The 11812-nt window shown below is 69.2% G+C and carries 8 protein-coding genes and 3 pseudogenes; all 11 read right to left on the bottom strand.

The window, feature by feature from the left end; translation table 11 throughout:
• Nucleotides 1–169 precede the first annotated feature (169 nt).
• Nucleotides 170–1357 carry a hydroxymethylglutaryl-CoA synthase gene (locus tag ACZ7NC_RS42775; protein ID WP_471497294.1) on the bottom strand — a complete coding sequence of 396 codons (1188 nt, stop codon included), beginning with the start codon at nucleotides 1355–1357 and terminating at the stop codon, nucleotides 170–172.
• Complete coding sequence (locus ACZ7NC_RS42780; RefSeq protein WP_471497296.1) at nucleotides 1347–2444, bottom strand: hydroxymethylglutaryl-CoA reductase; 1098 nt, start codon at nucleotides 2442–2444, stop codon at nucleotides 1347–1349. Before ACZ7NC_RS42780 ends, ACZ7NC_RS42775 begins: the two co-directional genes overlap by 11 nt.
• The gene (gene fni, locus ACZ7NC_RS42785) at nucleotides 2441–3529 is read right to left on the bottom strand and encodes a type 2 isopentenyl-diphosphate Delta-isomerase (protein ID WP_471497298.1); all 1089 of its coding nucleotides are present in this window, start codon (nucleotides 3527–3529) and stop codon (nucleotides 2441–2443) included. Before fni ends, ACZ7NC_RS42780 begins: the two co-directional genes overlap by 4 nt.
• A complete protein-coding gene (locus tag ACZ7NC_RS42790; protein ID WP_471497300.1) occupies nucleotides 3526–4725 on the bottom strand; it encodes a phosphomevalonate kinase in 1200 nt (399 codons plus the stop codon). Before ACZ7NC_RS42790 ends, fni begins: the two co-directional genes overlap by 4 nt.
• Complete coding sequence (mvaD, locus tag ACZ7NC_RS42795; protein WP_471497302.1) at nucleotides 4725–5720, bottom strand: diphosphomevalonate decarboxylase; 996 nt, start codon at nucleotides 5718–5720, stop codon at nucleotides 4725–4727. The genes ACZ7NC_RS42790 and mvaD overlap by 1 nt, the downstream gene beginning before the upstream one ends.
• The gene (gene mvk, locus ACZ7NC_RS42800; protein WP_471497304.1) at nucleotides 5713–6780 is read right to left on the bottom strand and encodes a mevalonate kinase; all 1068 of its coding nucleotides are present in this window, start codon (nucleotides 6778–6780) and stop codon (nucleotides 5713–5715) included. Before mvk ends, mvaD begins: the two co-directional genes overlap by 8 nt.
• A 455-nt stretch (nucleotides 6781–7235) precedes the next feature.
• Nucleotides 7236–7478 carry an acyl carrier protein gene (locus tag ACZ7NC_RS42805; protein WP_471497306.1) on the bottom strand — a complete coding sequence of 81 codons (243 nt, stop codon included), beginning with the start codon at nucleotides 7476–7478 and terminating at the stop codon, nucleotides 7236–7238.
• Between the two features lie 59 nt (nucleotides 7479–7537).
• Complete coding sequence (locus ACZ7NC_RS42810) at nucleotides 7538–8533, bottom strand: beta-ketoacyl-ACP synthase 3 (RefSeq protein ID WP_471497308.1); 996 nt, start codon at nucleotides 8531–8533, stop codon at nucleotides 7538–7540.
• Between the two features lie 124 nt (nucleotides 8534–8657).
• Nucleotides 8658–9707, bottom strand: a pseudogene (locus tag ACZ7NC_RS42815) (polyprenyl synthetase family protein).
• Between the two features lie 286 nt (nucleotides 9708–9993).
• Nucleotides 9994–10351, bottom strand: a pseudogene (locus ACZ7NC_RS42820) (1-deoxy-D-xylulose-5-phosphate synthase N-terminal domain-containing protein); the annotation flags it as partial.
• A 917-nt stretch (nucleotides 10352–11268) separates the two neighbouring features.
• A pseudogene (locus ACZ7NC_RS42825) lies at nucleotides 11269–11706 on the bottom strand (transposase); the annotation flags it as partial.
• Between the last annotated feature and the right edge of the window lie 106 nt (nucleotides 11707–11812).

The raw sequence follows: 11812 nt of genomic DNA on the forward strand, positions 1-11812 counted from the left end.
ACTCGCTTCGCAACAAGTTGATCTACCAGGAGTCCCGTTGCCTCGTTCCCGCACCCCCTTGACAAGCACCTCAAGATCCAAACGCAACGGTGTTGTTCCTTACACAGCCACGGCATTGGGTCCCGTGCCGAGGGGGCGGGTGTGAGTCTGGTTGGTGAGAACGGGCTGGTCATGCGGTGGCGCGGAGGGTTTCGTAGAGGCGTTGGTGGTCGTGGAGTCCGGCGAACCGGTGGTGCCCCTGGGCTTGCTGTGGCATTACGTGGTGGGTTCCGTCGTGGGGCAGGGGGTTGGCTCGGAGTTGGCGGTAGGTGTCGTAGTCGATGGGGCGGCGCCGTGTGATCGCGTTGTGGTGGGCGGTGGTGCGCAGGTGGGTTCGGTAGCCGGGGGTGACGTGTCCGGTGAAGAATTCGGCGACGCTTCCGGAGCCGTAGCTGAAGAAGCCCAGTGTTTCTGCGTCGAGTTGGGTTTTTGTGTCGAGTAGGGCGGCGAGGGCGAGGTAGAGGGAGGCGGTGTAGCTGTTGCCGAGGACTTGGTTGTAGCGGGTGGTGGGCTCGATGGCAGCCTCGATGGTGGCGGCGTCGGCGCTGGTGCCGGCTGCGTCGAGGAGTTGGCGGTGGGCTTTGAATGCCATGCGGGTGAAGGGCTGGTGGTAGCAGACCGTGTGGATCTCCTTGAGGGGGAGTCCGCCGCGCTTTTGGTAGTCGTGCCAGGCGTTGGTGACGGCTGTCAGGTAGGCGGCCATTGACTTCTTGCCGTCGACGAGGGCGGTGGTGCGGTAGTTGGGGCGCCAGAAGTCCATGATGTCTTGGGTGAAGAGGCCCGACGGGCGGTTGAGGGCGATGAGGGTGGGCGTGGCGGCCACCAGCATGGCGGCTGCCGCCGCTCCCTGGGTGGCCTCGCCGGGGCTGTCGAGGTCGTAGCGGGCCACGTCGCTGGCGAGGACGAGGACCTGCTGGGCGGGGTCCTGGCGGACCAGGGCGGCAGCGAGCTGGAGGGCGGCGGTGGCGCCGTAGCAGGCCTGTTTCAGTTCGACGACGCGCACATTCGGGGGGAAGCCCAGCAGCGAGTGGACGTAGACGCCGGCCGCTTTGGACTGGTCGATCGAGGTCTCGGTGGCGAACAGGATCGTGCGGATGCGGTCGGTGCCGTGGCGTTCGATGATCGGTGCTGCGGCGTCGGCGGCCATGGTCACGATGTCCTCGTCCGCCGCAGGCACGCTCATCGCCCGCTGACCGATGCCCTTGTGGTATTTCGCCAGACTGGCGCCGGTGTGCTTGCTGAGTTCGGTATGGGTGAGGACCAGGCTGGCGGTGGCGAAGGAGAGGTCGTGGATACCGATGGCGAGGTCAGTGGTCATGGCGTGCTCCGTTGTGGCGTTCGAGCTGGGTGTGGGCCTTCATCAGCTCGCCCGGATTGGTCTGTGCGGCGAGCAGGGACAGTTCGCCGCAGAGCACGGTCGCGGCTGCGAGGACCGCGAGGCGGCGGGCGTTGTCCCCGACGGGCCGCTGGGCGCGGCAGCCGAGCGAGGTGAGAGCGTCGTCGACGAAGTCGAGGCCCTTGCCGTTGCCGATGGTCCCGATGATGAGGTTGGGCAGGGTGCAGGAGAAGTACAGGTCGCCGTCGCGGTCTTGGGCGAGGGTGATGCCCTGGGAGCCTTCCACGATGTTCGCGGCGTCCTGGCCGGTGGCGAGGTAGAAGGCGAGCAGCATGTTCGCGTAGTGGGCGTTGGCGGAGCGGATGCCCCCGGCCAACAGGGTGCCGACCAGGTTCTTGTTGATGTTGAGCTGGACGATCTGGTCGGCGGTCGTGTGCAGGCGGGCAGCGACGATCTGCGCGGGGATGAGGATTTCCGCGATCACGTTCTTGCCGCGGCCCAGGATGCCGTTGATGGCGGTGGCTTTTTTGTCGGTGCAGTAGTTGGCGGAGATGGACCCGTACCGGATGCCGGGCACGTAGGTCAGAAGATGGCCGAGCAGGGCGTCCGCGGCGAGGGTCGCCATGTTGTGCCCGGAGGCATCGCCGGTGGAGAACTCGAAGCGCAGGAACAGCAGCGGGCCGGTGACCTCGTGTCGGACGGCGAGGAGTTCGGCGAATCGGCTGGTGGTCCGCGTGATCTGCCGCAGTTCGTCGATCCGCTGAGCAACGGTGCGGGCGGCGAGGTAGGCGGTTTGTGCGTCGTCGGCCTCGACGAGGACCGAGCGGGTCATGCGCTCGTCCACCAAAGTGGTTTTGATTCCGCCCTCGACCAGGCGGGAGATTCGTGCGCCGCGGCCGACGGACGCCCACAAGGGGGTCTCGTAGGTGGCCAGGGGTACCTCGGCCTCGGTGGTGGCCACGTTTCCGGAGATGCGCACCGGGCCGACCCAGCGCATCGGAACGTGAGCCGCTGCCGTTTCGGCGGAGGCGGAGGCAGAAGGTGTGGTGGGAGCGGGCTGGAGGGTCATCGGTGATCTCCCTGAAGGCTGGGGTGGTGAGGGGTGTCGAGGTGGCGCAGGGTGCAGAACTCGCGCAGGGAGCCGGTCACCAGCACGTCGCAGTTGGCCAGGTCCGTCGGACGGTGGGCGCCGAGTAGTGTCATGAGGGCGGTCAGCTGGTCCAGCCAGGTGGTGATCTGTCCGATGAGTGCGTCCACGCCGCCGTGCAGGAGGGTGGTGAGGAACCCGCCGGAGACGCCGACCGCGTGCGCTCCGAGGGCGAGCGCCCGGGCAGCATCGAGCGGGTGGCGCACGCCGCCCGAGGCGAGGAGCGGCAGTCCGTGGCCGCGCGCGTCGAGCAGGGCCGCCGGGGTGCTCAGTCCCCAGCCCTCGAGATAGGTGTAGTCGGCGTGGGGGCGGCGCCCGTTTTCGATCCGGGCGAAGTCGGTGCCGCCCCGGCCTGCCACGTCGGCGACCTGGACGCCGAGCCCGGCCAGACGGGAGACGGTCCGGCCGCTGAGTCCGAAGCCGACCTCTTTGACGATGACGGGCACGTCGACTCCGGCCGCGATCTTCTCGATGCCTGCCGCCCAGGAGCCGAAGGAACGGTCTCCCTCGGGCATCACGGTCTCCTGCACGGAGTTGAGATGGATCTGCAGGGCGCCTGCGTCGAGCAGGCCGACAGCGCGGCGGGCCTGTTCGGCGGTGGCGCCGGTGTTGACGTTCGCCATCACGAACCCGTGCGGGTTGCAGTGCCGTACAGGGGTGAAGGTGTCCGCGGTGGAGGAGTCCTTCAGGTAGGGGCTCATGGATCCGGTGGCGATCGGCAGGCCGGTCTCGTGGGCGGCGATCGCCAGATCGCGGTTGATTGCCCCGGTTTTCGGGCTGCCCCCGGTCATCGCGTTGATGTAGAGGGGAACGGGCCAGTCCAGGCCGGCGAACTCGGTTCGCAGCGAGACGCGTTCGCGGTCGGTGCCGGCCAGCGCGTGGTGGACGAAGTGCACCTCGTCGAACTGGTGGGGCGGGTGAACGGCGGCGCTGCCAGGAACGCTGCCGACGGCTTCATGCTGGGCGACGGCAAGCCGCACATGGTCGTCCTTGCGTGATCCGCTCATAGCGAGAGTCCTTTGTCGGAGTCAGCCAGGCCGGCAGGGGAGCGCAGGACCAGCCCCTGCGTGACATCCGGCCCCGCCTTGTGGGACCGGTCGTCGTCTTGGTGCAGTGGTTCGGTGATCTGTAAGGGCAGGGCGGTGACTCCGACCTCCGCCCACCGTCTGTGCAGCGTGCGGGGGGCGAGGGTGTGGGGCAGGAACGCGATGCCGCAGTCACCGCCGCCCGCTCCCGACGGCTTGCCGGCTCCGCCGCAGGCTTCGGCTGCCGCACACAATGCGGTGAGCTGCTGAGTGAAGATGCCGAGCCCGGTTTCCTCGTCCAGGTGCTCCAGGAGGCGGCGCGAGGTACGGATCGCGGCGAGGAAGGCGTCAGGATTCTCCTGCTCCAGGGCCTGGACCGCGGCGGTCACACAGTGCGCGCTGCGGGTCAGGAAGTGGCTGCGGCCCATCCCGCGCCACCACGGGGTGCCGGACAGCCGGCTGACCTGGGTGGAGGTGGAGGCCGGGCTGCCGCTCCACCCGGTGTGCAGCTGGAGGGCGGTGGGCGGGGGAAGCCGGCGCACCGTCAGGCCGGGCCAGGTGGCCTGCAGGGTTTCGGCCACTCCGTCCCGCCGTAAACGCCACTGCAGGTGGGCTCGGTCCGGGGCCTGGTAGAGGTTCCAGCCGCCCCAGGTGCTGGCGGCGAGATCCGCGCCGGACGGGCCGGGATCCACCCGGATGCTCGCCAGCAGGGCGAGACGGAACCGCAGTTCCGCAGACATGGGCATCGTGCAGAAGTCGGTGAGCGCGGCGATGGCGGCCACCAGCACGGCGCCGCTCGAGCCCAAGCCGATTTTGGTACCCTGCTCGTGCAGTGCGCTGCGCGCCGTCAGACGCAGCGGCACCGCAGGCAATCCGAGCTGGGCACGCAGCTCATCGACGACCTCGACGGCAGCGACGAGATGAGCGAGCACCCCGTAGAGATGCCGGGTGTCAGCCGCATCGCGCGGCCACAGCCGGCCCCGGGCGCGCAGCAGTCGCACCTCGTGTCCGAGAAGGTCGGTGGCGAGCACCACGTCGCCACCGCGAAGCGGCGCGGCTTCCACGGTCACAAACCGGTCCACGGCGACCACGAGGGATGGCTGCCCGGGGGCGAGAACGGCGTACTCACCGGCGACCAGCAGCTTCCCCGGCGCCCCCCGGGTGAGCGCCCGGGACATCAGCCCACCCTCCCGCGCAGAGCGGCACCGGGCCCGCTGCGGGCCACCACCGTCCTGCAGCCCGACAACAGGCGCAGTTCACGGGCCACTTGCTCCGCATCATCCCCGCGGCACAGCACCTTCACGTTGGGCCCGGCATCCATCGTCGCCCACGCGTCCAGGCCGCGTGCACGCATACGGCGTACCCGTTCAAGGACCCGGTGGGATGCGGCCGTGAGGTAGCACACGGGCGGCACCGCATGCTCCATGGTCTCGTGCATGCCCAGCGCATTGCGCTCGGCGATCTCCCCCACGACGGCAAGATCACCTGCCGCCAGGGCCGCCCGCATCACCGTCACGTCCTGCCGCGTGGCGGCAAGCCAGCGGGGGAAGAGCGGGGAGGTGGCGACGGTGCGCCGCATGGCCTCCCGGCTGGAGACGGGCTTGGGGCCGGTCTCCACCAGGACGGCGACCAGCGCAAGGTCCACGTGTGCGTCCGCGAGGGGCTCCGCGTAGGAGGCAAGGTCCGGGTCGGGGGCGTCCGGCGCGCCCGCGTGCCACAGGGTAAAGCCCCCGAACAGGGACCGGGCGGCGGACCCGGAACCCCGGCGGGCCAGCCGGGACAGTGCGGCGGCATCCAGCCGCAGTCCGTAGGCGCCGGCTGCGGCGACAGCGAGAGCAGCGAACCCGCTGGCGGATGAGGCAAGCCCCGCGCCGACCGGCACCGTGTTGCGCGTTTCCACGACCGCGTGCTCTTCGCGGCCTGCCCGGTCGCGGACGAGGCTGAGGAAACTGATGATGCGCCGTTGCATCTCGCCCTGGGCCACGGCCCCGTCCACGAGCACGTGATCGCCCGGAAGGTGCGGGGCGATCTGCACGCTGGTGGTGGTGGGGAAGACGTCCAGGGTGAGGGACAGGCTGTCGGCCCACGGCAGGACGAGGTGTTCATCACGCTTTCCCCAGTATTTGACCAGCGCGATGTTGGGGTGGGCCACAGCGACCGCCATCTCAGACATGGCCACCTCCGTGGTGCGGCAGGCGGACCGTCCAGGAGCGCACGCCCAGTTCGCCCGAGAGCCGTGCGGAAAGTGCGCCGGCGATGTCGGCGCCGGCCGTCAGAGCGATCACGCAGCCGCCGAGCCCCCCGCCGGTCATCTTCGCCCCCAGCGCCCCGGCGCGCAGCGAGGCATCCACCAGCCGGTCCGTGAGCTCGGTGGTCAGCCCAAGGCCGGCGAGCAGGGCATGCGCGTCGGTGAATCTGCCCCCCAGCGCCTGCAGATGGCCTTGTTGCAGATCCAGCAGAGCCGCGCGGGTGAGCGCGGCTGAACGAGCGAGAAACAACTCCCGGCGGCCGGGATCCGCTGCGAAGCAGTCGCGCAGCATGGCGACGGCCTCTTTGGTAGAGGCCCCGCTACCGCTGTCCACCACCACGATCCAGCAGTCACCGCCGACCGGCGGACTGCTGACCTTCCCCTGCGCGAGCAGTACAGGCCCGCTGCGGCTGGTGGCCCACGCGTCGATGCCGCTGGCCCGGCCGTGGGCCGCCTGCTCGGACAACTGGACGTAGCCGAACACCTCGTCCACGCTCAGTTCCAGCCCGAGAAGATCCTCCAATGCCTGGAGCACCGCGCGGGCAGAGGCCGCACTGGAGCCAAGCCCCCGGGCGAGCGGCACACCGCTCTCCACGAGCACATCCAGACCAGGAACGGCTGGCACACCGGCCCGCCCCAGGACGGCTTCGACCAGAACCCGCAACCCCTCGGGAACGGGACTCTCCACCGTGCGCGGCGGCGTTGGCAGCGCCCCGCACGGCACGCCGGCCGGCGCCTCCACGAACCGGAAACTGTGCAGACCGCCACCGCCACCGTCGCGGGCACGGCGGGCCACCGTGGCCCGGCAGCCTAGTTCCGGTACGGCGACGGCCATGGCAGGAGCGCCGTACACAACAGCATGCTCGCCCAGCAGGATGACCTTTCCATGGGCACGTCCCGTTCCGACGCCCCGCACAACGCTGTCGCCGGGGGAGACGGGAGCAGGCGCCGGCGCCTGCAGGTCAGCGTGCGTGTGCTGCGCCATGCCCCCTCACCACCACGGGGATCGGTGCCAAGCCGGGCGGCAGTGGCCGGGTCCTTGAGGCGGGCCGGATGGCAGGCCAGGTGCTGAGAAGAATCCGCAGGACCATCTCGAAACAGGTGTCGATGTCGGCGAGCTGTCCGGCGTCTGCGGCGGCGTGCGGGAGTGAGTTCATGATGGTTGGCCTTTTCTGCCAGGGGCGTGCTGTGGCTCGGGCGTTCTCCCTGTCTCCACCGGGGGCGGCCTGGGCAGGGCACGACGTTCTGCGGGGCCTCTGGGCCGAGGAGCGGAGTGCCGGTGAGCGCCGGAATTCGGACGTGTCCGCCCATCCCGGTACGCCGATACGTCCTCGGCTGCTTGGCCGCCGCAGGCCCGGGGCCGGCCGGTAGCAGGCCGGCCTGCGCACGACCGCCTTCAGGGCGGGGACGTATCGGTGTACCTGTGGGCCGCATGGTGTTTCAGGCGGCCTGCACGATCTCGGCGCAGCGGGCGATGGTGGTGCCGTCCGCGTTGAGCAGGTCGTCGTCGATGGGCTTGCCCACCGTGTTCTCCAGTTTCTGCGCCAGTTCCGTGATCTGGAGGGAGTCGAGCTCGAGGTCCTCAAAGAGCCGGTGCTCGGGGTGGATGCTTTCGGCCGGCCGCTTGGCGAGGACAGCGACGATGTTCTGCACCTGGGTCAAAGCGTCGTGGTCAATGGCCATCGGGTTACTCCCTGGTGAGGTGGGGCAGGTGGACGCGCCGGATGAAGAGTGCCGGCGCCTTACGGGCACAGGACGACCTGCGCCGCGTAGGTGAGGCCCGCACCGAAGCCGAAGAGCAGCACGGGCTCACCGCGGCGCACCTTTCCTGCCTCGCGCAGTGCGTGCAGGGCGAGCGGGACTGAAGAGGCGCAGGTATTGCCGGAATTGACGAGGTCGTCGGCGGTCACCAGATCCGGTGCATCGACGCTCTGGCGCAGGGCGTCGATGATGCGCAGGTTCGCCTGGTGCGGCACGAACGCCTTCAGGTCCGCTGGGGTCAGTCCGGCGCGTTCGCAGGCAGCTTGCATGACGCTGGCGAGGGCGGTGGTCGTCCAGCGGAACACCTTGCGTCCCACCATCTCCATCCGGCCCGTTTCGCCGGGGATTTTGATGAGACCGGCCTGGGAGCCGTCGCTTCCCCACGCGACCGGGAAGATGGTGGTCTCCCGCGAGGGCACGACGAGCGTCGCCGCGGCCCCGTCGGCGAAGATCGGGCCGGTGTTGCGGTCCTCGGATGCCACCCAGTCGGTCATGCGCTCCGAGGCGATGACCAGCACTCCCTGCGCGGTCCCGGACCGGATCAGCGCGTCGGCGACGGCCAGTCCGTGGGAGAAGCCCGAGCAGGCTGCGTTGAGGTCGAAGGCAGCCGTGGTCTTGCAGCCGAGTCCGGCGGCGACCGATGCGGCTCCGTTGGGCATCGGCGAGGGCATGGAACAGGTGGCCAGCAGGACCACGTCGACCTCGGCGGCGGTGGCCCCGCAGTCGGCGAGCGCATTTTTGCCCGCCGCGATCGCCATGGTCACGACCGTCTCGGCCGCACTGGCATGACGGCGCTCCAGGATGCCCACGCGCTGCGAGATCCAGTCCGCGGAGACGCCGGCCGCTGTGGCAGCGTCCTCGTTGGCGACCACGGCCTCGGGCCGGTAGGTGCCCAGCCCGGCCATCCGGGATCCGGTACTCGGCGACGGGACGGGCGCAGCGATCGCCGCCTCCTGCGGCATCTGATATTCAGTCATGTTCCGCTCCGGTTAGCTGCTGGTATGGCGCTGACAGGTGACGATCCGCGAGGTACTGGCGGCCGGTGCATGAGCGACAGACGGGCCGCTCGCCGACGGGCACCAGGAAGCTTCGTTCGCTCGTTCAGCTACGGCGGTGAGTCATCAGCTGCGCCAGGCTCTTCAGGTTTTCGAAAGCCGCTGTGGTGGGTGAGGCTGCCGCCAACTCCTTTAGAGCGGCATCGACTTCCCGCTCTACCGCCGCCAGGGCCATGACCCGGCCCCCGGCTTCTTCGATACATTCCGTGGCCTCCCGCACCAGGGACTCACCCAAAGGGCCGGGCTCGCCGAAGATCGCCGCCAGCCGGCGTCCCGCCTCGGCCGGCGACTTGAGAGCGGCCACGATGGGATAGCTCTTCTTACGGGAGGCGACATCGCTGCCGACCGGTTTCCCGGTGACGGCCGGGTCACCGAAGACACCGAGCAGGTCGTCGGCGATCTGGAAGGCCACCCCCACGTGCCGGCCGAAACAGGCCAGATGCCAGGCGCGTTCCTCGTCCGCGCCACCGGCCAGTGCGCCGAGCGCACAGGCGGCACCCATCAGAGCCCCGGTCTTGCCCACGGCCATCGCCGTGTACTCGGCCACCGTCACATCAGCGCGCTGCTCGAATGCAGTGTCCATCGCCTCGCCCTCGACCAACTCCAGTACGGCGGCGGCCAGCATGGAGACCAAAGCGCCGGCCTTGTCCGGATAGGTATCGGCGAGGACCCGTAGTGCCTGGGTGAGCAGGGCGTCTCCGCTCAGCAGCGCGGCCGGGACGCCGAACGCCGCTCATACGGCGGGCCGGTGGCGGCGCAGCTCGTCGCGGTCGATGACGTCATCGTGGATCAGGGAGAAGTTGTGGATCAATTCAACGGCTACGGCTGCCCCTACTGCGTCCTCGCGCAGGCCGCCGACCGCCTGGGCACAGCTGAAGGCGAGTGCCGGGCGCACCGCCTTCCCCGGCGCGGGTTCCGTCACCGGTTGGCCACGCTCGTCTAACCACCCCAGGTGGTAGCCGGCCAGAGCGGCAATGGAGCCGGGCAGCCGCGCCGACCAGTCACGCAGCGCCGGAATCATCAACTTCTGCGCCTGTAAGAGGAGATGGTGCGCGGTTTCGTCCAGCGCGGGGGCCGGAAGTACGGGGGACACCATGGCAAGTCCTCACAAACGGAAGTCGGGGTCAGGGACGAACTGCAGGGGCATAGCGAGCCAAAGCCCGCACCGGGGAGCTGCGGACATCTGGTGGCATCTAGTGGTATCTCTCTATGAAGTCCCACAGGCGGAGCAGCGGGAACGGCACATCACTTGATCGGTGCGTGAACGCGTTGAACGCGCAGACGCCCCGGAGCGTCACTGCCGCCGAGAGACGTTGTGGGGCAGCGCGGCCTCGATCGCCTCGGCTCTGTGCCCGTCGATGGGGCCGTGCCCCGGCATACACCTTGGCCCGCCCGTCCGCGTACGACAGGGCGCCGGAGGCGTGCGGGTTCCCCACCAGATCGTGCACCGACTCGGCACGGGAGGGGTAACCGGACAAGCCGCCGGCTTGGCACAGTGTGGCGAACTCCTCGGCGCGGCCGGTCAGCAGACTGTGCACGTACGTACGCCCGGTGCCCGGCGTCGAAGAGCAGTGTGCCGTGGGGCGAGTAGACGACCCGGTGAGGGGCCAGGGCCAGCTCCACCACGCCCAAGTTCAGGCCCAGACACCCGCCGCTCGCGTGCACCTTCCCGATCAGGAACTCCCTGATCTGCCCGGCCAGATCCGTGGCACCGGGGCGGGCATGTGTCGGAGCACTCATCAGGCACTTCTCTATCGCCGGGGACCGGGGTGGGCGGTGCAAGAGCCAACTCGGCTCACCGCGCCCTTAGTTGACGGGCGCGGTCGCCGGACACAACCAGTGCACCGCGCTTGCCCCGGCCCGCACAGGGGGACTAGACGGCGGGTGTGCTGCAATCGATGCAATATTGTGCGCTTGTGGAATGCAGGGCGGGGTCTGACCCGGCGCGAATTCAAAGGGGAGGCAAGGCGTGCCCAGGACTCCCAACCTCTTTCTCCGCGGGATGCTTGCGGAGACACAGTGGACTGATGCCCGGCTCGCCGCGGCGCGGCGTGCGGCAGCTGGCCGCCGAACACGGACAGCCCCTGGCCTGCGACCGTTCGATGATCTCGCGCTGGCTGTCCGGCACCACACCCCGCCTGCCCGTACCCAACGCTGCCACTGGAGGTACCCTCCCGGCGGTTGCGGCTGCAGTGGGCTTGGCGGCGCAGCGGAGACGGGCTCGAGCCATGTGCCCACCCGCGCCGACCTCAACCCAGCCGGCGCCACCTGCTGGGCGCCGGGCTCTACAGCCTGGCCGACATGACCGTGCCGACGCCGTACAGCCGCGCGAGGTACCGACCACCGGGCTGCTCGCGGGCTCAACCCGCACGACGAGCCCGGGCGGGACGCGGCGAGGCGGAGCGGTGTACGAGAGACCGGGAGCCACCCCGCACGCAGCACGGATGTGCAGGGCTGGCCCCCGAACTTACCGGCATGTGGGCGCCGCGAGTCATATATACGCCTCATTGGGCACCATTTGTGGATCTGACGAGGTCGCATATGTACCCAGCCTGGTGGAGGGGACGGGCCTGGTGGGGGAGTGTCCAATAGACGGCGGATCCGATGATCAAGGAGAATCTCAATGATCGTGTCAGACATCTCATCTCGTTTTCGTGTCAACCGGATGCGGGTTGAAGGTGGGTGTGGTGGGCCCAGGCGGTGGCTTCGTCGTAGTGGGTGCGGGTCTTGAGGCAGCCGTGGAGGATGCCGACGAGGCGGTTGCCGACCTGTCGGAGGGCGGGGTTGTAGTCGAGGTCCCGGTCGCGTTGTTTGTCGTAGTACCGGCGGGCGCCAGGCGAGGTGCGCAGCGCGCAGAAGGCTTGTCGTTGAAGGGCGTCGGCGAGCCGGTTGTTGCGCACGTATCGGGCCTGGACGGTGCGGACCTTGCCGGAGGCGCGGGTGATGGGGCTGGTGCCGGCGTAGTTTTTCCGCGCTTTCGCGTTCTTGTAGCGGGTGGGGTCGTCTCCGAACTCGGCGAGCACCCGGGCGCCGGTGATCTCCGCGATGCCGGGCATCGACAGGTAGATCTCAGCGTCCGGGTGCGCGAGAAAATGTGCCTTCACCTGGCAATGCCGGTGAGTTAGGACGTTTCTGCAGGTAGCGGCGGGTGTCTGGCAACTTTCAGCGAGTAGTGGACGTTACTGGGAGTGCGTGGTTGGT

This window comes from Streptomyces sp. NPDC111802, from assembly GCF_055634335.1.

Bases quoted from the DNA above. Each gene is read 5' to 3' on its own strand.
- ACZ7NC_RS42775 (WP_471497294.1), bottom strand. From the start codon at position 1,357: ATGACCACTGACCTCGCCATCGGTATCCACGACCTCTCCTTCGCCACC.
- mvaD (WP_471497302.1), bottom strand. From the start codon at position 5,720: ATGTCTGAGATGGCGGTCGCTGTGGCCCACCCCAACATCGCGCTGGTC.
- mvk (WP_471497304.1), bottom strand. From the start codon at position 6,780: ATGGCGCAGCACACGCACGCTGACCTGCAGGCGCCGGCGCCTGCTCCC.
- ACZ7NC_RS42805 (WP_471497306.1), bottom strand. From the start codon at position 7,478: ATGGCCATTGACCACGACGCTTTGACCCAGGTGCAGAACATCGTCGCT.
- ACZ7NC_RS42780 (WP_471497296.1), bottom strand. From the start codon at position 2,444: ATGACCCTCCAGCCCGCTCCCACCACACCTTCTGCCTCCGCCTCCGCC.
- fni (WP_471497298.1), bottom strand. From the start codon at position 3,529: ATGAGCGGATCACGCAAGGACGACCATGTGCGGCTTGCCGTCGCCCAG.
- ACZ7NC_RS42810 (WP_471497308.1), bottom strand. From the start codon at position 8,533: ATGACTGAATATCAGATGCCGCAGGAGGCGGCGATCGCTGCGCCCGTC.
- ACZ7NC_RS42790 (WP_471497300.1), bottom strand. From the start codon at position 4,725: ATGTCCCGGGCGCTCACCCGGGGGGCGCCGGGGAAGCTGCTGGTCGCC.